This is a genomic window from Pseudomonas alkylphenolica (assembly GCF_016009175.1).
GTDB classification, from domain to species: Bacteria; Pseudomonadota; Gammaproteobacteria; order Pseudomonadales; family Pseudomonadaceae; genus Aquipseudomonas; species Aquipseudomonas alkylphenolica_B.
Genome location: NZ_JADUCM010000026.1, coordinates 14,879 through 35,045, shown reverse-complemented (window position 1 = coordinate 35,045; position 20,167 = coordinate 14,879). Strand labels below are relative to the sequence as shown.

Annotated in this window: 14 protein-coding genes; 9 read left to right on the top strand and 5 right to left on the bottom strand. The window is 64.1% G+C overall.

Going from position 1 to position 20,167, the window contains the following annotated elements; genetic code table 11:
- The first annotated feature begins 270 nt into the window (after positions 1–270).
- The 6 genes from I5S59_RS19630 to prpR all read left to right on the top strand — a co-directional run bounded on the left by I5S59_RS19630 (position 271) and on the right by prpR (position 10,947).
- Positions 271–2,919 (top strand): LuxR C-terminal-related transcriptional regulator, encoded by a 2,649-nt coding sequence (locus tag I5S59_RS19630; RefSeq protein WP_197878104.1) that lies wholly within the window; start codon positions 271–273, stop codon positions 2,917–2,919.
- Positions 2,920–3,030: 111 nt separating this feature from the next.
- A complete protein-coding gene (locus tag I5S59_RS19625; protein ID WP_197878103.1) occupies positions 3,031–4,818 on the top strand; it encodes an acyl-CoA dehydrogenase C-terminal domain-containing protein in 1,788 nt (595 codons plus the stop codon).
- A 15-nt stretch (positions 4,819–4,833) separates the two neighbouring features.
- Entirely contained in the window at positions 4,834–6,951 is a 2,118-nt protein-coding gene (locus I5S59_RS19620; RefSeq protein ID WP_197878102.1) for a 3-hydroxyacyl-CoA dehydrogenase NAD-binding domain-containing protein, read from the top strand.
- A gap of 15 nt (positions 6,952–6,966) precedes the next feature.
- Positions 6,967–8,151: an acetyl-CoA C-acyltransferase gene (locus I5S59_RS19615; protein ID WP_197878101.1), complete on the top strand. Its 1,185-nt coding sequence runs from the start codon at positions 6,967–6,969 to the stop codon at positions 8,149–8,151.
- A 15-nt stretch (positions 8,152–8,166) separates the two neighbouring features.
- A complete protein-coding gene (locus tag I5S59_RS19610) occupies positions 8,167–8,940 on the top strand; it encodes an SDR family NAD(P)-dependent oxidoreductase (protein WP_197878100.1) in 774 nt (257 codons plus the stop codon).
- Positions 8,941–9,012: 72 nt separating this feature from the next.
- Positions 9,013–10,947, top strand: coding sequence for a propionate catabolism operon regulatory protein PrpR (prpR, locus tag I5S59_RS19605; RefSeq protein ID WP_197878099.1), 1,935 nt, complete (start codon positions 9,013–9,015; stop codon positions 10,945–10,947).
- A gap of 101 nt (positions 10,948–11,048) precedes the next feature.
- On the opposite strand, the gene I5S59_RS19600 is transcribed toward prpR, so the two are convergent.
- Positions 11,049–12,695 carry a fatty acid--CoA ligase gene (locus tag I5S59_RS19600; RefSeq protein ID WP_197878098.1) on the bottom strand — a complete coding sequence of 549 codons (1,647 nt, stop codon included), beginning with the start codon at positions 12,693–12,695 and terminating at the stop codon, positions 11,049–11,051.
- A 184-nt stretch (positions 12,696–12,879) separates the two neighbouring features.
- Here I5S59_RS19600 and I5S59_RS19595 point away from each other — a divergent pair, with 184 nt between their 5' ends.
- Positions 12,880–13,881, top strand: a complete 1,002-nt coding sequence (locus tag I5S59_RS19595) for an AraC family transcriptional regulator (RefSeq protein WP_197878097.1) — start codon at positions 12,880–12,882, stop codon at positions 13,879–13,881.
- A 57-nt stretch (positions 13,882–13,938) separates the two neighbouring features.
- On the opposite strand, the gene ppk2 is transcribed toward I5S59_RS19595, so the two are convergent.
- Positions 13,939–14,760: a polyphosphate kinase 2 gene (ppk2, locus tag I5S59_RS19590; protein ID WP_197878096.1), complete on the bottom strand. Its 822-nt coding sequence runs from the start codon at positions 14,758–14,760 to the stop codon at positions 13,939–13,941.
- A 162-nt stretch (positions 14,761–14,922) separates the two neighbouring features.
- Between ppk2 and I5S59_RS19585 the strand changes: the two genes are divergently transcribed.
- Positions 14,923–15,924 carry an AraC family transcriptional regulator gene (locus tag I5S59_RS19585; RefSeq protein WP_332262088.1) on the top strand — a complete coding sequence of 334 codons (1,002 nt, stop codon included), beginning with the start codon at positions 14,923–14,925 and terminating at the stop codon, positions 15,922–15,924.
- A gap of 3 nt (positions 15,925–15,927) precedes the next feature.
- Here I5S59_RS19585 and I5S59_RS19580 read toward each other — a convergent pair whose 3' ends face one another.
- From I5S59_RS19580 to I5S59_RS19570, 3 genes are all read right to left on the bottom strand, one after another.
- Entirely contained in the window at positions 15,928–17,838 is a 1,911-nt protein-coding gene (locus I5S59_RS19580; protein WP_197878095.1) for a tyrosine-protein phosphatase, read from the bottom strand.
- A 144-nt stretch (positions 17,839–17,982) separates the two neighbouring features.
- Entirely contained in the window at positions 17,983–18,837 is an 855-nt protein-coding gene (locus I5S59_RS19575) for a type 1 glutamine amidotransferase domain-containing protein (protein ID WP_197878094.1), read from the bottom strand.
- A complete protein-coding gene (locus tag I5S59_RS19570) occupies positions 18,834–19,151 on the bottom strand; it encodes a putative quinol monooxygenase (RefSeq protein ID WP_197878093.1) in 318 nt (105 codons plus the stop codon). Before I5S59_RS19570 ends, I5S59_RS19575 begins: the two co-directional genes overlap by 4 nt.
- Positions 19,152–19,247: 96 nt before the next feature.
- Between I5S59_RS19570 and I5S59_RS19565 the strand changes: the two genes are divergently transcribed.
- On the top strand, positions 19,248–20,165 hold the full coding sequence (locus I5S59_RS19565) for a LysR family transcriptional regulator (protein WP_197878092.1): 918 nt from the start codon (positions 19,248–19,250) through the stop codon (positions 20,163–20,165).
- The last annotated feature ends 2 nt before the right edge of the window (positions 20,166–20,167 follow it).

Here is a 20,167-nt window from a genome sequence, read left to right as displayed (position 1 = left end):
TGCCACGCGCAAAATAGAATTTTTTAACACTTATTAATCATATAGTTGAACGCGATATTCAAATTAATCATGAAGTTAATGACATCGAATCGATTTCAGAATTGCACACCGCACTTGCATCAATGAACCCGTGTTTCAAGAACGCAACGCCGGTCAACCGCCTGCACACAGGCACTCCCACCCTGCTGCCACTCTCGGCTAGGATGGGCGCGCCACCCTCTCGTGCGCCCCGGCGCTGAATACGCTTTGCCTGCAAGGAAATACGCCCTGATGCTTCTTCCCGTGCTCAAGCCCAACCAGCTACGCCTTCCCGCCGAGCCGCGCCGCGCGCTCACCCGTGGGCGCCTGCTCGAGCGGCTGGAGCAGGCCGTTGATGCCGGACGTTTCACCTTGCTGCAGGCGCCGCTGGGCTACGGCAAAAGCATCCTGCTCGGCCAGTTCGCCCGCCGCCACGGCGCCACCTGTGCGTGGCTGCGCCTGAGCGCTGCCGATAACCAGCCCTTGAGCCTGCTGGGCCACCTGCAGGCCGCACTGAATGTGCCAGCGAGCCTCCCGGCAGGCGATGCGCAGCGCCTGTGGAGCGACATTCAGCAGCACCTGGAGCGCAGTGACCAACCGGTTACCTTGCTGCTTGACGACCTTCACCTGCTGCATGCCCCTCAGGCTTACCAGTACCTCGACCAACTGCTGCAGTTCCCGCTGCCCAACCTGCGCCTGCTGGCGGCCAGCGAAGGTCCGCCGCGGCTACCGCTGGCCCATCTGCGCCGCGATGCGCGGCTGACCCTGCTCACCGCCCACGACCTGGCTCTGGACAGCGAAGAGACCCGGCAACTTGCCGCCCAGCGCAACGTACAACTCAGTGCCGACGCCATCTACCAACTGCGCGCCGGCAGCGAAGGCTGGATCAGTGGCGTGTTGTTCTGGCTTGAGGCATACGAGCAGGCCGGTTCGAACGGTGGGGCCAGCGACTTGCGCGCAATCAGCCGCCAGGCCTACGCCCATGCCCGCCAGTTCCTTGAGGAAGAACGCCTGCGCCAGCTCAAGCCCGAGTTGTTGCGCCTGCTCGAGCAGACCTCGGTGGTGCAGGTCTTTGACCTGCAACTGGCTGGGCAGCTCAGCGCCAGCAGCAACGTGCGCGAGCAACTGCGCCAGTTGCAACGCCAGGACCTGTTCATCGAGACCCGCCCGGACGACCTTAGCGAGTACCGCTACCACCCGGTGATGCGCAACAGCCTCTACCAGCGCCTTGAGCAACGTGACCCCCGGCAGTTGCGCCAGCTGCATCAGCAGGCGGCGCAGTGGTTGCTGGGCCAGCGCCACTTTACCGAAGCGCTGCACCAGTTCGTGCGCGCCGGGGATGTCGAGGCGGTGCTGTCCATCGTCGATCGCCATGCCTTCGAACTGCTGCGCGAAGGCAAGATCAACACCCTGGTCGATTTCCTCGCCCAGCTGGCCGGGCAAACCGGCGGCGACAGTTTCACCCTGGCCACCACTGAGGCCTCGATCGTCATCGTCACCAACGACGTGGTACACGCCCGCCAGTGCCTGCGGCGCCTGCAAGGGCTGCTCCGGCAGCAGGCCCCGCACCGCCATCCGCAGCGGGTCCAGCAAACCCTGGCGTTTTTGCGCACCCGCCTGGCCTTTCTCGGCGGCAACCTGATGCACAGCCTGCGAATCGCCGACCGCACCTTGCAGCAGCTTCCCCAGCCCAACGCAGCCAGCTCCGTATTGCACTTCGACCGCGCCAGCTGCCTGTTCGCGCTGGGCAACCTGGATGAGGCCAAGGCTGAAGCCGAACGCGCCCTCAACGAGCTGCAAGCCTTCGGCCTGAGCGGGTACACCAATCTCATGCAGTCGCTGCTCGGCCAGATCGAGCTGGCCCAAGGCAAGGGCGAACAGGCCTGGCAACGCTTCCTCGGCCTGGCCAACCCCAACGGCACCAGCAGCTCGGGCATTTTCTATGCCCTGTTCCACCATTTGGGCAAGGGCCTGGTGTTGCTGCAGGGCAACCAGCTGGAGCCTGCGCGCCAGTGCCTGGTCCAGGCTGAAACGCTGGCGCTGGACTTCCCGCATTGCGCTGCTCTGGCGTGGATCTTCCACCATCAGGCCTGCCTGTACTGGGCGGCGGGTGAAACCCGCCAGGCCAAGGCGCGCTGGGACGAAGTGCGCCGCATGGCGCGCCAGTACCAGCTGTTCCTGCTGTACCGCCCGGCCGGCGCCGGGCGCGCGCGGCTGGCCGTACGCGAGGATGACCAGGCGTTTCTGCTGGAGTGGCTGGACGAGTGGCACGGGTGCTTTCGCCGCTATGGCGAACACCTGCTGCCGGAAGAATGGCTGGCCTATGCCTGGGTGCAGCGCCACCTGGGGCAGCACCGCAAAGCCTGGCAGATTCATGCCGAGCTCAAGGACCAGGCACAGACGCAGTCGAACCAGCGCCTGCTGCTCGACGTGCTGCTGCTTGAAACAGCCCTGGAGCAGGACCGCAGTGCCCGCGATGCAGCGCTGCGCTGCCTGGAACACGCTCTGCAACTGGCCAGCAGCCACGGCTTCGGGCAGCTGTTGCAATACGAAGGACAAGACCAGCTCGAGTCGTTGCAGCACCTGCTGACCCCGCAGACCCGCGAACAACTGGCGCTGGCCGCACCGGCGCCACCGCGCGAGCGCCTCAACCCGCTGTTCGCCCGTCTGTTGGCGGGCAAGGAACAGCCCCACCAGGGGTTGATCGTGCCGCTGTCGCGGCGCGAACTGGCAGTGCTCCAGCGCCTGTCACGCGGGCAGACCAACCAGCAGATTGCCGAAGCCCTGTTCATCAGCCTCAGCACGGTCAAGACCCATATCAACAACCTGTTCCGCAAGCTCGATGTCGCCGACCGCGACAGCGCCCGGCAAATGGCCCAGGGGCTCGGCCTGCTGGACTGACCTCCACCTCCACCCAACGCACTTTCCACCCCTCAATCAACCCGGGGGTGGACGCTGTGCGCAGCGCCTGTTGGTAAAACGGGGCATCGCCAATCCATCCCGGAGCGCTGCATGCCCACCTACCAGGCCCCCTTACGCGATATCGCCTTCGTCGCCCATGAGTTGCTCGACCTTGCCGGCCACTATCAACAGCTGGTCGATTGTGAAGCCCTCGACCCGACCACCTTCGATGCCATCGTCGAGGAAGGCGCCAAGTTCGCTGCCCATCAACTGTCGCCCTTGAACGCCATCGGCGATTTACACGGTTGCCGCTTGCACGAGGGCAAGGTCACCACGCCGCCGGGCTTTGCCGCTGCCTTCAGCCAGTTTGCCAGCAACGGCTGGCTGGGCCTGGACAAAGACCCCACCTACGGCGGCCAGGGCCTGCCGCCAACGCTGGGCTTTGTCATTCATGAAATGCTGTGCAGCGCCAACCATGCCTGGACCATGTACGCCAACCTCACTGGCGGTGCGATCAGCACCCTCAGTGCCCACGCCGACCCGGCGATCAAGCAGCGCTACCTGCCGGCGCTGATCGCCGGGCGCTGGACCGGCACCATGTGCCTGACCGCAGCGCATTGCGGTTCCGCCCTGGGTTTGCTGCGCCCCCGTGCCGTGCCTCAGGCCGACGGCAGCTACCGGATCAGCGGCAGCAAAATGTTCATTTCTGCCGGTGAACACGACCTCGCCGAGAACATCGTGCACCTGGTGCTGGCCCGTATCGAAGGTGCCCCCGCCGGTATCAAGGGCATCTCGCTGTTCGTGGTAGCCAAGCATCAGGTCAGCGCCAGCGGGCAAGTGGGCGAGCCCAACGGCGTCAGTTGCGGTGCCATCGAAGACAAAATGGGCATTCACGGCAATGCTACCTGCGTGCTCAACTTCGACGGCGCCTGTGGTCACCTGCTGGGTGAAGCGAACCGTGGCATCAATGCCATGTTCACCTTCATCAACGAGTCGCGCCTGGCGGTTGCCCAGCAAGCCCAGGCCCACGCCGAGTCGGCCTTTCAAGGCGCCCTGGGGTACGCCCGTGAACGCTTGCAGATGCGCGCCAGCCCGCGCCTGACCCCCGAGCAGCCAGCCGACCCGATCATTGGCCATGCCGATGTGCGACGCATGCTCCTGACCCAGAAAGCCTTTGCCGAAGGCGGGCGCATGCTCGCCTATGCCTGCGCCCAGGATGTCGACCGCCTGCATCACGCTGCCGAACCGTCGCTGCGCGATGTCGCCGCGCGCCGCCTGGCCCTGCTCACGCCCATCGCCAAGGGCTTTCTCAGCGAAGCCGGCAACGAAGCCGCGCAACTGGGCATTCAGGTGTTCGGCGGGCACGGTTTTATTCGTGAATCGGGCATGGAACAGATTGCCCGTGATGTGCGCATCACTACGATCTACGAAGGGACCAATGCCATTCAGGGCATTGACCTGCTGACCCGCAAGGTGTTCGCCGACAACGGCCAGGCACTGGGCGAGTTGCTTGCAGAGATCGAAGGTTTCGCCCGTGGTCCCGCCGTTCCGACCGAACTGGCACAGCCGCTGCTCAAACAAGTGGATGCCTGGCGCGAAGTGAGTGCGGCCTTGCAGGCACGCCACCACAGCGACGCCAACCTGGTCGGCGCCAGCGCCTTCGACTACCTGATGCAAAGTGGCTACACCCTGCTCGGTTACTACTGGCTGCGGGCCGCTTGCCTCGCCGACCAGGCGCTGGCAGCCGGCAGTGACGAACAGGCGTTCTATCAGGGCAAGCGTGAAACCGCACGTTTATACCTGCAACGCCTGCTGCCCCGCGCCACCCTTCACCGCACGCTGATCGAAAGCGGCAGCTCAAACCTGATGACCATTACCGACAGCGCCTTTGGCCGCTGAGGAGACGAGGAACCCATGTCCCAGTTGATTGACTATCGCCGTGACCAGGAACTGGCCCTGATCGGCCTGTGCAGCGCCCCCGTGAATGCACTTGGCCACGCCCTGCGCGAAGCCTTGGCCGACGCCTGTACAACCGCCGCCAACGATCCGCAGGTGCGCGCCATTGTCCTCTATGGCCAGCAGTTGCCGTTCAGTGCCGGTGCCGACATCAGCGAGTTCGGTGGCCCCTTGACCTGGCAGGCGCCTGCCCTGCCCGACCTGTTGCCTGCCCTGGCCCGGCGCGGTAAACCACTGATTGCCGCCATTGACGGCGTGGCCCTGGGCGGCGGGCTGGAACTGGCGCTGATCTGCCGCCACCGCGTGGCAGTAGCCTCGGCGCGGCTGGGCCTGCCCGAGGTGACCCTGGGGGTGATTCCGGGCGCCGGCGGCCCGCAACGCCTGCCGCGACTGATTGGCGTTGAGGCGGCACTGGAGATGATGCTCGCAGGCCAACCCATCTCGGCGCGCCGCGGCCATGAACTGGGCCTGATCGACTGTCTGGTTGAACACGGCGACGACCTGCTCGCCCAGGCCTGCACCTACACCCGTCAACAGCTGGCCGACAGCGCCGGCAGCGACACCCCTGCACGCACCCATCACCCTGCACCGCCGAGCGCCCCCACCGCGACGTTTTTCAATGAGCAGAACGCCCAGCTGGCAGCGCGCAAACCCGGACAACACGCGCCCCAGGCGGTACTCGACGCCGTGCGTGCGGCCTGCGAACTTGACCTGACCCAGGGGCTGGCACACGAACAGACCCTGTTCCGTCAGGCCCTTGAACACCCACAGGCCAAGGCGCTGCGCTACCAGTTCTTCGCCAGGAACGAAGCGCTGAAAATCCCTGGTATCGACCGCTCCACGCCCTTGCGCGACATCAACCAGGTGGCGGTGATCGGCGCCGGCACCATGGGCGGCGGCATCGCCATGAACTTCATCAATGCCGGCATCGCCGTGACCGTGCTGGAACTGTCGTCGCAAGCGCTGGACCGGGGCCTGGCGCAGATCCGCCAGAACTACGAGACCAGCCGCAAGCGCGGCAAGATCAGCCAGGCGCAACTCGAACAGCGCATGGCCCTGCTCACCGGCACCCTGGAGTATGCCGACCTGGCCGACGCCGACCTGGTCATCGAGGCGGTGTTCGAGAACCTCGGCGTCAAGCAGAACGTGTTCCGCACCCTCGATGAAGTGTGCAAGCCCGGCACCATCCTTGCCAGCAACACCTCGACGCTGGACGTCGACCAGATCGCCGCCGTCACCCGTCGCCCCCAGGATGTGGTCGGCCTGCACTTCTTCAGCCCGGCCAACGTCATGCGCCTCCTGGAAGTGGTGCGTGGCAAGGCCCCCGCCCCCGACGTGCTGGCGACCACCCTGAAGGTGGCCCGGCGCATCGCCAAGCTGCCCGTGGTGTCCGGGGTGTGCTTCGGCTTCATCGGCAACCGCATGCTCGAACCTTATGCCCGCGAAGCCCATCGCCTGGTTCTGGAAGGCGCCACCCCGGCGCAGGTCGACGCGGTATTGACCGGCCTCGGCCTGGCCATGGGCGTGTTTGCCATGTACGACCTGGCCGGCATCGATATCGGCTACCAGGTGCGCCAGGCCCGGCGCGACGAGCTGGCCCACGACCCCAGTTACTTCCGCCTCGCCGATGAACTCTGCACCCTTGGCCGCCATGGCCAGAAAACCGGCCGCGGCTTTTACCACTACCAGGGCCGCGAGCGCCTGGAAGACCCGGGGGTGGTCGAGATTGCCGAGCGCCTCGCCGCCGAGCTGGGCATCGAGCGGCGCACCATCAGCGACCAGGAAATCCACGACCGTTGCCTGTTCATGCTGATCAATGAAGGCGTGCAATTGCTTGATGAGGGTATTGCCCTGCGCAGCGGCGACATCGACCTGGTGTGGACCAATGGCTACGGCTTCCCGGCCTGGCGCGGTGGCCCGCTGCATTACGCCGAGCAGCTGGGGCTGGACAGCGTGCTGCGCGGCATCGAGCACTACCGTCAGGCGCTCGGTGCCTACGGCCAGCAGTGGTTGCAGCCAGCGCCGCTGCTTGAGCACCTGGTTGCCCATCGCCACACCCACATTGCGCAACGCTGATAACAGGACACGGTCATGAAAGAAGCTGTCATCCTCTCCACCGCCCGCACCCCGATTGGCAAAGCCTTTCGCGGTGCCTTCAACGCCCTCAAGTCGCCGAGCATGGCCAGCCATGCCATCCGTGCTGCGGTGATACGCGCCGGTATCGAAACCGATGAAGTCGACGACCTGGTCATGGGCACCGCCATGCCCGCCGGCACCGCCGGCTGGAACCTGGGGCGCATGGCCGCGCTGGCCAGCGGCCTGCCCTACAGCGTCAGCGGCCAGACCCTGGATCGCCAGTGCGCCTCAGGCCTGATGGCCATCGCCACGGCCGCCAAGCAGATCATGGTCGACGGCATGCAGGTGACCATCGGCGCCGGCCAGGAGCACATCAGCCTGGTACAGGCGCGCAACATGGAATGGGCCATGGCCGAGCGCGACACCCAGGTGGAGCTCAACGCTGCGCATGCCTACATGCCCATGCTGCAAACCGCCGAAATCGTCGCCCGCCGTTACGCCATCAGCCGCGAAGCACAGGACGCCTACGCGTTGACCTCGCAGCAGCGCACCGCTGCCGCCCAGCAGGCCGGCCTGTTCGCCGACGAGATCGTGCCGGTTACGACGAGCAAAAAAGTGATCGACAAGGCCACCGGCGACGAGCGTTTCGAGCAGGTCACCCTGACTCAGGACGAGGGCAACCGCCCGCTGACCGTGCTCCAGGACCTCACCGGGCTCAAGCCTGTGATCGACGGCGGCTGCGTCACCGCCGGCAATGCCAGCCAGTTGTCCGACGGTGCCAGTGCCTGCGTGCTGATGGACGCGCGCCTGGCCGAGCAACGCAACCTGGCGCCGCTGGGCCTGTACCGCGGCATTGCCGTAGCGGGCCTGGCCCCGGAGGAAATGGGCATTGGTCCGGTGCTGGCGGTGCCGAAACTGCTCAGGCAACACGGCCTGAAGGTCGACGACATCGGCCTGTGGGAGCTCAACGAAGCCTTTGCCTGCCAGGTGCTGTACTGCCAGCAGGCGCTGGGCATCGACCCCGAACGCCTCAACGTCAACGGCGGCGCCATTGCCATTGGTCACCCGTACGGCATGAGCGGCGCGCGCATGGTCGGCCACGCCTTGCTCGAAGGCAAACGTCGCGGTGTGAAATACGTGGTCGTGACCATGTGCGTGGGCGGTGGCATGGGTGCTGCCGGTCTTTTTGAAGTGCTCTGAGAACAAGGAACCACCATGCTCGATACCCCGTTTTCCCTGACCGGCAAGACCGTGCTGGTCACCGGCGCGTCCAGTGGCCTGGGCGCTCATTTCGCCCGCGTGGCCCAGCGCGCCGGTGCCAACCTGGTGGTCGCTGCGCGCCGCGTCGAACGCCTCGAACAGCTGGCCGGCGAGCTGCAGCAGAACGGCGGCAAGGCGCTGGCCGTGAGCCTCGACGTGACGCGACGCGACAGCGTCGAACAGGCCTTCGATGCCGCCCAGGAACAGTTCGGCCACATTGATGTGGTTATCAACAATGCCGGTATCGGCGATCCCGGACGCTTTACCGAACTGAGCGAAGAGCAGTGGCACAGCATGCTGTCGACCAACCTGGATGGCGTGTTCCGCGTCGCCCAATGTGCCAGCCAGCGTCTGATCAAGGCCGGGCGCGGCGGCAGCATCATCAACATTGCCTCGATCCTCGGCTTGCGCGTGGGCACGGGCCTGAGCCACTACTGCACGGCCAAGGCCGGTGTGGTGCAGCTGACCAAGGCGATGGCCCTGGAGTTGGCGCGTCATGGCATCCGCGTCAACGCCATCGCCCCCGGTTACTTCAAGACCGAAATGAACAGCGACTACTTCGACAGTGAGGCCGGCCAGGGCTACATCCGCGAGCGGGTGCCCCTGCGTCGCCTCGGCCGGCTGCAGGAGCTTGACGGTCCGTTGTTGCTGCTGGCCAGCGAAGCCAGTGCGTTCATGACCGGCAGCATCATCGCCGTGGACGGCGGGCATCTGGTCAACCCGCTGTAGTACCACCCGGGCGTCATTGCAACGATGGCGCCCGCTTTCCCCTGCACTGCCACACGCACCTGTGGAGCCCCCATGCCTGAAGCCCCCTACCTGCCAAAGATCATCGCCCTGCTCACCCACCGGCGCCCGGCCGACGGTCCCAGTCCCATGGCACGCCTCATCGGACAAGCAACCGGCGATTACCACCGCCGCGCACACATCGAGATCGTCGACACGCCGTTGGCCCAGTTGCTCGACACCGCGCGCCTGCTCGAAGCCGAACAGCGCGCCGACATGATCATCTGTTCGGGGGCAACCGCCGAGTACCTGCGCCAACACATCGCGACCCCGGTGATGGCCATCCACATGGGCGAATTCGACCTGATCCGTGCGTTGGACCTGGCCAGGTCACGCGCCACCCGCGTCGGCATCCTGAGCTTTCGCCATGCCCACCCGGAGCTGGCAGCGATGCAGTCGCTGTTCACCGTGGCGCTGCGCGAGGCCACCTACAGCAACTTCGAAGAGGCCCGCCACCAGGTGCAGCAGCTGGTCGATGAGGGCTTTGCGGTGATCGTCGGTTCCTCGACCATCGTTGAGCTGGCCCAGGCGTTGGGCGTGCAAGGGGTGCTGGCACTCAACGCCGATAGCATCCGCCGCACCCTGAACAATGCCCTGTCGCTCTGCCACAGCCGTGCGCAGAGCCTGCGCGAACACCAGCGCCTGAATGCCGTGTTGCGCAACCTCAGCGATGGCGTGATCGCGGTCGACGCCGAGGGGCGCGTGCAATCGATCAACCCGAAGATGGCGGCCCTGCTTCAGGTCACGGCGCAATGGGCGCAGGGCCGTTGTGTCCACGAGCTGCTGCCGACCCTCGATACTGCGGCCTTGCAGGAAGAAAACCAGTTGGTCCGCGTTGGCGAGCAGACCCTGGCGGCCACCCTCACCCCGATCATCGAAGCGGGTCAGCCCGACGGCATGGTCATCACCTGCCAGGAAACCCATGCCATCCAGCGAGCCGAGCGGCGCATCCGTATCCAGGCGCGGCCACGGCAGTTCACGGCCCGTTACCGTTTCGAGCAGATCCTCGGCCAGGCGCCAGCGTTTCGCGCCACCCTGCAGCTGGCAAAGCGTTATGCGCAATCCGGTTCGACGGTGCTGATCACCGGCGAAAGCGGCACAGGTAAAGAACTGCTCGCGCAAAGCTTGCACAATGCCAGTGCGCGTCAACCGGCACCGTTTGTGGCGATCAACTGCGCGGCCTTTGCCGAGTCGTTGCTGGAAAGCGAACTGTTTGGCTATGAAGAAGGCGCGTTTACCGGCTCACGCAAGGGTGGCCGGGTCGGCCTGATCGAAAGCGCGCATACCGGTACGTTGTTTCTCGATGAAATTGGCGATATGCCGGTGTCGTTGCAAACCCGCCTGTTGCGGGTGCTGCAGGAGCGTGAAGTGTTGCGTCTGGGCGCCAGCGAGCCGACGCCAGTGGATATCCGGGTTGTCGCGGCGACCCATTGCGACCTGCGCGCGCACATCGCCGACGGGCGCTTTCGTGAAGACTTGTACTATCGCCTGAACATTCTGCGCCTGGCGGTGCCGCCGCTGCGTGAGCGCCCGGAGGACATTGCGTTGCTGGCCAACGCCCTGCTTGAACGCCAGCCGGGCGCGACGCCGGCCGATACCCGGGTACTGCAGCGGTTGATGCCGTTCCTGCAGCGCCATCGCTGGCCGGGCAATATTCGGGAGCTGGAGAATATTGTCGAGCGGGCGGCGGTGTGTGCTCAGTCATTGCACGGCGATGACCCGGATTTCAGCTTGAGTGCGCTGTTTCCGGAGCTGTTCGAGCAGGTGCCTGTACCCTTGCACGAGGTGCAGCCCGTTACGGTACAGGAAGATCTGCGCCACCACGGCAAGACGGCCGAACGCGCACACGCCCGGCATGTGGTCAATGCCTGCCAGGGAAACATGGACGAAGCCGCGCGACGGCTGGGGGTCAGCCGTACCACCCTGTGGCGGCGGCTGCGTGAGGCGTAAGGGCAACTGTCTTCTTTCGCGGGTAAACCCGCTCCCACAGGTGCAGTGCTGGTCTCAGCCGTTGCACTCCCCTTGTGGGAGCGGGTTTACCCGCGAAGGGATTACATCGACAACTCGTTTTCCCGGATCAGCTTCTTGTTGATCTTGCCAACACTGGTTTTCGGGATGTCGGCTACAAAGCGGATCTCCTTGGGGATTGCCCATTTGTTGATGCGCCCGCTTTCAACATACTGGTTCAGGTGGGTCTTCAGGGCGTTGGCATCCACCTGTTCATTGGCCGCGCAGATCACCAGCGCCACCGGGCGTTCGCCCCATTGCGGGTCAGGAATACCGACCACCGCCACCGAGGCAACCGCCGGGTGTTCGCTGATCAGGGTTTCCAGCTCCAGCGAGCTGATCCATTCCCCGCCGGTCTTGATCACGTCCTTGATGCGGTCCTTGATCTCCACCACGCCCAGGGCATCGATGGAGGCAATGTCACCGGTGTGCAACCAGCCGTCTTCCCACAGCTGAGCGCCCTGCTCCGGCTCTTTCAGGTAGCCCTGGGTCAGCCAGGGTGCGCGCACCACGATCTCGCCTTGCGCGCTGCCATCGTGGGGCAGCGCCTTGCCGTTGGCGTCGATGATCTTCAGATCCACCAGCGCACCGGGAACACCGGTCTTGATCCGCGCCGACACCTGTTCATGCGCCGGCAACGCATAGTCGGACTCACGCAGGTAGGTGGTGCAGAGGATCGGGCAGGTCTCGGACATGCCGTAGCCACAATGAATGCTCATGCCGCGCCCGGTTGCCTGGGCCGCTACGCCGTGGGTCAAGGCACTGCCGCCAAGCAGCATTTTCCAGCCGGCGAGGTCCGTCGTCGCGGCTTCAGCGCTGTCGAGGATCATCTGCAGGATGGTCGGCACGCAATGCGAGAAGCTGACCTTTTCTTCGCGGTACAGGCGCACCAGATTATTGGGCTCGTAGCGCCCCGGGTACACCTGCTTGATCCCCATCAGGGTGGCGACATAGGGCACGCCCCAGGCATGCACATGGAACATTGGCGTGATGGGCATGTAGACATCGTCCGAACGCAGCAGCGGCAGGCCCTTGTAAGCGCCGAGCGTGCCAACCGCACTCAGGGTGTGCAGCACCAGCTGACGGTGCGAGAAGTAAACGCCCTTGGGGTTGCCGGTGGTGCCGGAGGTGTAGAACAGGGTGGCCACCGAGTCTTCATCGAAGTCGGGAAAGTCGTAAACGCCATCGGCCTCGGCCAGCAGGCTTTCGTACTCGCCCAGCACCGGCAGCCCGGTAGCTGCTGCGCCGGTATCGCTGAGCTGGATGTAGCCTTTGACCGTGGTCAGCTGGTCGGCAATCGGCTCGAGCAGGGGCAGGAAATCGTCATGCACCAGCACCAGGTCGTCTTCGGCGTGGTTCATGGTGTAGACAATCTGTTCGGGCGACAGGCGAATGTTCACGGTGTGCAACACGGCGCCGATCATGGGTACGGCAAAGAAGCACTCCAGGTAGCGATGGCTGTCCCAGTCCATCACCGCCACGGTATCGCCCGGCTTTACCCCGGCGTTGGTCAGCGCGTTGGCCAATTGGCGGATACGCGTGTTGAGCGTGCGGTAGTTGTAGCGCAGCGTATGACCAGAGACGATTTCCTGCTCCGGGGCATGGCGCACGCCCGACAGCAACAGGCTTTTGATCAACAACGGGTAGTTGTAGGCGTTGTGAGCAGGTGGAATTTTTTTTGTTTTCACCACGGAACGACTTCCTGCGTCTGTTATGTCGTTGCACAGTAATTTTCGACCACGCACAGCGCTTCACTTTTCGCGTCAGCTTTTTGTCTTTTGATGACGACCTGTACAGATCAGCCTACTAACCGTCTATAACAGTGCGCCTGGCGCGCCGGATGTCAGATGTCAGCAAAGGGAGGTGAAAGACACCATGACTTTATTAGCCCGTACCGCCGTGCTGAGCAATTACCTGGAGGTCACCCGCCATCTGCAGTTTGACGGCGACGCCCTGCTGCGTGAGGCAGGCTTTTGCCCTGAGGTCATCGCCGACAGCAAGCAGCACATCCCGGCCCAGCCTGCGGTTGAGCTGCTGGAGCGCACCGCACAGCTTACCCGCTGCGAAACCCTGGGGCTGCGCATGGCCGAACTGCGCAACCTGGCAGATTTTGGCGAAGTCAGCCTGTTGCTCAGCCACCAGCACACCCTGCGCGATGCGTTGAACGTGATCGTGCAGTATCGGCACCTGCTCAATGATTCCCTGGCGATCTTCATCGAGGAAACCGGCAAGACGGTCATCATCCGCCAGGAACTCATCACCGAGCGAGGCACTCGCAACCGCCAGTCCATCGAGTTGGCCACCGCCATTCTGCATCGCTTCTGCGCTGCCTTGCTGGGGGTGCACTGGCAGCCGCTGTACGTCTGTTTTACCCACGAGGCACCGAACGACCTTGCGGTGCACCGGCGTGTCTTCGGCTGCAAAGTGGAGTTCGGCTGCGAGTTCAACGGCATCGCCTGCCCCGCCGCCAACCTCGACGCCGCCAACCCGCTGGGCAACCAGGCTCTGGCCCGCCATGCCGAGCGCTACCTGAATTCGCTCAGGGGCAAGAACGATCACAGCCTGGCCTTTGAAGTGCGCAAGTCCATCTACCTGCTGCTGCCGATGGGCAAAGCCACACCCGAGCAGGTGGCGCTGATCCAGGGCCTGAACGTGCGCACCCTGCAGCGGCGCCTGGAGGCCGACGGCACCAGCTTCAGCGACTTGCTCAACTGTGTGCGCCGCGACCTGGTCATCCGTTACCTGAACAACCCGGGCTACTCGCTGGGGCGCATCTCCGACATGCTCGGGTACTCGATGCCCAGTTCGTTCACGCGCTGGTTCACGGCGCAGTTCAACAAGACACCGGCCCTGTGGCGGCGTGAGCACGCCGGCTAAAGACGCCCTGCGCGCCCCATCGCAGGCATTGCCTGCGATGGGCACGTAGAGCAGTTGTCAGTACTGCTCGACCACCCGTTTGAACTGGTAATTGGGCTCTCGATAATTGCCAGGCTTCTGCCGCTTCGGCAGTTTGACCTTCTCGCGCGGGATCTCTTTGTAGGGAATGTGGCTGAGGATGTCGGCGATGATGTTCAGCCGCGCGCGGCGTTTGTCGTTCGAGTCGGCCACGAACCAGGGCGCATGTCCGGTGTCGGTGGCCTTGAACATGTCGTCGCGGGCACGTGAATAGTCATACCAGCGGCTGTACGACTTGAGGTCCATGGGCGACAGTTTCCAGATTTTGCGCCCATCCTCGATGCGTGCTTCAAGGCGACGGGTCTGTTCCTCTTCACTGACTTCCAGCCAGTACTTGAGCAGGATCACACCCGAATCGATGATTGCGCGCTCGACCGCCGGTACGGCGTTGAGGAAACCTTCAGCCTGCTCCTGGGTGCAAAACCCCATCACCCGCTCGACACCGGCGCGGTTGTACCAGCTGCGGTCAAAGATCACCACTTCACCAGCGGCCGGCAGGTGCGGCAGATAGCGCTGCAGGTACATCTGGCTTTTTTCACGGTCGTTGGGCGCAGGCAGCGCCACCACGCGAAACACCCGCGGGCTCACCCGCTCGGTCAGGGCCTTGATGGTCCCACCCTTGCCGGCACCATCGCGGCCTTCGAACAGAATGCAGACCTTGACGCCTTTTTCCTTCACCCACTCCTGCATCTTGACCAGCTCGACATGCAGCAAGCGCAATTGCTCGAGGTAGTCCTTGTTCTTCAACTTGGTATCTTTTGAGGGCTTGCGCTTATCAGAATCTTTCTTGTCTTTTGCCATGAACAAAGCCTCGCGTCCGTTAATGCCTTGAATCCAGCGTGTGAGTCTAGTCGAAGGTCCTCAACGCAGCCTGAGCCAAGTCATACATTTGTCATCGCGCGCTGCTAGCGTCGCTGCGCACTCCCGCGCCGGCCCGCGCTCCTGTTCAAGGCGACACTCACGGTGTACTCCAGCACAACCCGCAAGCCCATCATCCTTCGCGCTGACGTGATGAACAGCGATGCATTCGGGGCGATGTTCGCCCAGCTGTTCGGCAACCTCTATGCCGATACTCCGCCGCTGCCCCGGGACATCGTTATCGGTGGCGTCTATGGCCGCTATGAAGGCGTCAGCTTTCGGCACATGCATTACCGGGGCGACTTCACCATCACGCTCCCCAGCCCCGCAGACGAAATCACCTTCGTACTGCCCACCGCCGGCACCATCATTTTCAACCAGGCCAGTGAATCGGCAGGCCTGAGCGGCGTCGGCCTGGCCATCGACAAGCGTGACATGCACTCGATGCGCGTGGTCGACGGCCATACTCAGCACGGTCTTTCGATACGCCGTGCGCTGCTCACCGAGCGATTGTCGACGCTATTGGGCAAACCGATCGTACAGCCGTTGCGCTTCGAGCCGCGGGTGAACCTTGACGCACCGGCGTTGCAAGGCATTCGTGCCCTGGTGCAACTGGCCACCGGTAACGAGTTCGACCTGCTGATCAACACCGGTTCGTTGATGCCGGTCCGTCTTCAGGAAATGTTCATTGATGCGGTACTGGAGGCCTGGCCGCACAATTTCACTGACGCCCTGCGCCGCCCGGCGCCGCAGATTGCACCGCGCCATGTGAAGCTGGCCATGGATTACATCCACAGCCATCCCCACGCGCGGGTCGGCGGCAGTGAACTGGCACAGCTGAGCAGCACCAGCCTGCGCGCGCTGCAGGACGGTTTTCAGCGCTTTGCCGGCACTTCGATTGTTGCCTACCAACGCCAGATCCGCCTGGAGCGGGCCTATTCAGCATTGGCCAGCGATGGCGCGCCATCGGTCTCCGAGGTGGCCCTGCAGCACGGCTTCAGCAACGTCGGCAGGTTCTGCCAGTACTTCCAGGGCGCTTACGGCGTAAGCCCGGCCGACGTACGCAAGCGCCCGACGCTCTGCATGGGCGGCAGAGCACCAGGCTGACAATCAGAACAGGTAACTGGCCTTGAGGCTGCCACTGGCACCGTGGCTGTCGCCGCCACCGCTGGCACCTACCTCGGCACCGACACTCAAAGCCCCCAAGGTCGCCATCAGGTTGACCCCGGCACTGAACTGGTCGCGGTTATCAAACGCGGCACGCTGTTCAACATCCAGTCCGAGCAAGTGCCCTTGGCTGTCGAGGGTGTTATCGCCCAGCACGTGCTCATAGCCTACGTCGATACCCGGCACCCATTGCCAGGCGCCGACGTCAAACGCGCTGAACGACGCATTGAGGTTGACGAAGGCGCTGGTACGGGTCTCGTTGATGCCGTCTACCGCCAGCGCCAGTTCGCTGCCTTTTTCCGTGAAGTCGGAGATTTCCAGATGGCTGGCGCGCACGCCGAGGGTCGGTTCAAATACAACGCCGTTCACCGGTGTGCGATAGCCCAAGGCCAGGCTGGCGCCTGTGAGGGTACCGTGGCTGTCGCCTTTGGCCGTGCCCAGGCCACCGCCCAGGTCGCGTTTGCTGTCGTAGTCCAGCCAGCCGGCGCTGGCATCGGCGTCGACGAACACCCCGTGCTCCAGGCCATCGGGCGCAAAACGTGCACCGGCACGGATGAAGCTGAGGTCGGTATCCACCTCGCCGCCGGCGCCACCCACCGAGCCGTTGCTGTAGCCAATACCGGCGTAGGCGCTGAGCTGTTCCGAGAAGCGCTGGGTCAGGCCGACCATCATGCCCTGGCTGTGTTCGTTGCTGCTGGCGGCGTGGTTCGAACCATCGGTGCCCAGGTAGCTGGCCAGCGCGGTACTCCACAGACGGTATTGCCCGACCTTGAGCTCGGTACCCCGGGTGTAGGGCGTTGCAGCCTGGTCTATCAGCGCATCCTGACGCAGCAGGTAGCTGGCCGCATCGGCATGCACCTGGCCGCCAACCGTCGACTCGACACCGCCAAGGGTGCCGTCATCAATGGCCGATTGCAGGTAGAAGTTATAAGCCGTATCGGCGCCCGACAGGCTGCTGTTCTGCAGCTGTTGCAACAGGCCGGCACCCGCCGCGGCGTTGCCGAGCAATCCGGCCTGGCCCGGCAGGCTGTTGTATTCGACCAGTTTGGCGCGCAGCACGTAGAGCGTCTCTTGCGACAGGCCCAGGCCGGTCTTGAGGTAGTTGTCCATGCTGCCGTACTGGCTGATCACTTCGTCCAGCCCGGCTTGCAGGAAGCTCGCGTCGACCGTGAGCATCGGGCCATAAATCGCGGCCATGCTCGCCGGCATCGCGGCCAGGGTCTTGGCCACGCGCGCGGCGGTGTAGTCATTGGTCGCCAGGTAGTCCGCCATGATCGTGGCGTTATCGACGCCTGCCAGGCTCAACAGCACTGCCGAGGTCCAGCCGGTGCGGTCCTTGCCGGCCGTGCAGTGAAACAACGCCGCGCCGTCGACATCGGCCAGTGCCGTGAACAGCGCCGCGAACTGGTTGCGCATGCCGGCATCGCTGACAAAGCTGCGGTTGGCGTCCTGCATCATCGCCATGGCCTGGGCCGCACTGCTGATCGAGACGGTGGTGATATTGGCCCCGGACGTCCCGCTGCCAATAATGTCGATGTTGCGGTAGGTCGCCCCGGTGAGCAGGGTGTCGGGGGTGGCGGCGATCTCGCTGGGCGTGCGCAGGTCGTAGATGGCGCGGATACCCAGGCCATTGAGGGTGGCAAGGTCGGCGGCCGATGGCGTCAAGGCGTTGGAGCGGTAGAACACCCCGGCACGCATCGTGCCATCGTTGCGCGTGGTGTACGCGCTGGTGGTACCGGCGACATCACGGAAGTTGTCGATACTCGCCAGCCGCGGCGTATCGAGGGTCGCGGCCTGGGCGGCGGCGATGGAAAGGCTCAGGACAGACAGCGAACACAAAAGACGTTGAAACACGGTGCAGCCTCATAGATGACAGCGTTGGGCTGGTCACTATTGAGGCCACACATGAAACTAAATGTTACAGAGCGGTAGCTGCCGCAAATCGCTGCGCGATCTGTCCTTAGACCGCGCAATCTGTCCGTACAAGGGGGGCGGGGGTCAATCTTTCTGTTGGGCGTCGAGCTTTTCCACCAGCGCTTTGGCCAGTGCGTGATCCGAGAACGGGTTTTGCCCGGTGATCAGCTCGCGATCCACCACCACATTGGGCATCCACGCTTGCGCATAACTCATGTTGCCGCCCGCACCGGCCATGGCCTTGGCCGGGTAGAACAGCAGGCGCTCACCCTTGAGCGAACCTTCGAACACCTGCTCTTCCGGGTCCGAGAAGATGGTCATGCGGTAGCCCTGATAGATCCAGTTGCTGGCCGCGGGCGTTTCGCCGCGGCTGAGCGCCGCGTGGTAAGCGGCTGGGTCCTGCTGCGCCGAGAGCAGCGCGATCGGGCCATGGCAAATGGCGGCCGTGGGCTTGCCAGCCTGATGGAAATGGCGCAGCAAGGCGCCTACCTGCGGGTTGTTGGCCAGATCAATCAGCGGCGCATGGCCACCTGGGATCAGCAGCCCGGCATAACGGTCCAGGTCCCCGGCCAGTACCTCACCCAGTGACAGGCTGTCGTGGATGCCGGGCAGGCCGTCAACCAGGGTCTGGATGCGCTGCATTTGCGCGGCGTCTTTAGCGAAGTACGAAGGGTCGATCGAAGTCTTGTCGACACGCGGGGCATTGCCCTTCGGCGTTACCAGCACCAGCGTGTAGCCGGCCTTGATCAGTTCGTCGGCCGGTACGCCGAACTCGTTGAGGTAATAGCCGGTGGTGTACTGCTTGCCACCTTGCAGGGGCAGCTGGTGTTCGCTGGACAGCAGCACCAGCACTTCGCCCTTGGACGCCGCAGCCGCAGTGCCGGCCAGCAATGTGCCGGCCAAAGCGAGGGCCACCTTGGTCAGTGTGCGCCGGCTCATGCCCCTGCTCCCTCGAACGGTGCCAGGTCCAGCGCACGGCCCAGGCGTACCTCGACCGGGGCGGCTACCCACTCACCCGTGGCGGCCCGATAGGCCTGGTAGTGGGCACTCTGGCGGTGAGCTTCAACCGCCGCAGCATCGACATAAAGCTCGAACAGGTCGAAGGCCAGCTCACCACCTTCGCGCTCGAACAGGTCGTAACGCAGGTTGCCCGGCTCGGCACGCGAGCGCTCGACCATGACCCGCAGGGCTTGTTCGACGGCGTCACGGTGCTCGGGTTTGGGGCGGATTGTCGCAAAGATGCTGATGGTCATGGGGTCTCCTGAGGGTCAGCGATGTCAGTAGCCACTATCCTAGACAAGTCGCTAAGATTCGAAAATTCGAAAGCTTTAATTTCTGGCATTTAAAATATGAATATCAACAAGAAGGACCTGAACCTGCTGCTGGTGTTTCATGTGCTCTACCAGGAGCGCAATGCCTCGTTGGCCGCCACGCGCATGGCCCTCAGCCAGCCGGCGTTGAGCCACAAGCTGAACAAGCTGCGCCAGCAACTGGGCGACCCTTTGTTCGTTCGCGCACCGCGTGGCCTGTCGCCGACCCCGCGTGCGCATGAACTGGCCCCGCAAGTGCAACGCCTGGTGGGGGAACTGGAGGCCTTCTATGAGCACTGCGACGGCAGCGATTTTCTCGCCCGCACCGAACGCATCCACCTCTACAGCACCGACTACGTCGAGCAAACCTTGCTGCCCGGCCTGCTGCCGATACTGCGCAGCCAGGCGCCCAACCTGGTGTTGATCACACACAACACCCGCGGTCAGTTGCCGCGTGAAGCGTTGGAAAAAGGCACTTGCGACGTCGCCATTGCCGGTTTCTATACCGACCTGCCGGATACCTTCCACCAGCAACGCCTGCTCAGCGAAGACTTTGTCGTGCTCGCCTCCAAGGGCAATACACGACTGGGCAAGGGGCTGGACCTCGATGCCTTCCTGGCCTGCGAGCACCTGCTGACCACCCTCACCGGCGACCTCGACGGCGTGGTGGACAAAGCGTTGCAGGCCAAAGGCCTGAAGCGGCGAATCGCGGCGGGACTGTCGAGCTTTATCGCCCCGAGCCGGCTGATTCGCGGCACCGACATGCTGCTGACCTGCCTGCGCTCACTGGCGGTCGAGGCGGTGGAACATGATGCCGACCTGCGCCTGTACCCGCTGCCGTTGGCGCTGCCACGGGTCGAGGTGATGCAGATCTGGCATGCCCGCACCGATGCCGACCCGTTGCGGCGCTGGCTGCGCCAGCAGGTGCAGGCGGTGGCTCAAAGGCTTGGCGGCTGACA

Coding starts and splice junctions, on each gene's coding strand:
- I5S59_RS19570 (WP_197878093.1), bottom strand. CDS start 19,151: ATGACCATCAGCATCTTTGCGACAATCCGCCCCAAACCCGAGCACCGT.
- I5S59_RS19575 (WP_197878094.1), bottom strand. CDS start 18,837: ATGAGCCGGCGCACACTGACCAAGGTGGCCCTCGCTTTGGCCGGCACA.
- I5S59_RS19615 (WP_197878101.1), top strand. CDS start 6,967: ATGAAAGAAGCTGTCATCCTCTCCACCGCCCGCACCCCGATTGGCAAA.
- prpR (WP_197878099.1), top strand. CDS start 9,013: ATGCCTGAAGCCCCCTACCTGCCAAAGATCATCGCCCTGCTCACCCAC.
- I5S59_RS19595 (WP_197878097.1), top strand. CDS start 12,880: ATGACTTTATTAGCCCGTACCGCCGTGCTGAGCAATTACCTGGAGGTC.
- I5S59_RS19625 (WP_197878103.1), top strand. CDS start 3,031: ATGCCCACCTACCAGGCCCCCTTACGCGATATCGCCTTCGTCGCCCAT.
- I5S59_RS19630 (WP_197878104.1), top strand. CDS start 271: ATGCTTCTTCCCGTGCTCAAGCCCAACCAGCTACGCCTTCCCGCCGAG.
- I5S59_RS19620 (WP_197878102.1), top strand. CDS start 4,834: ATGTCCCAGTTGATTGACTATCGCCGTGACCAGGAACTGGCCCTGATC.
- I5S59_RS19610 (WP_197878100.1), top strand. CDS start 8,167: ATGCTCGATACCCCGTTTTCCCTGACCGGCAAGACCGTGCTGGTCACC.
- ppk2 (WP_197878096.1), bottom strand. CDS start 14,760: ATGGCAAAAGACAAGAAAGATTCTGATAAGCGCAAGCCCTCAAAAGAT.
- I5S59_RS19565 (WP_197878092.1), top strand. CDS start 19,248: ATGAATATCAACAAGAAGGACCTGAACCTGCTGCTGGTGTTTCATGTG.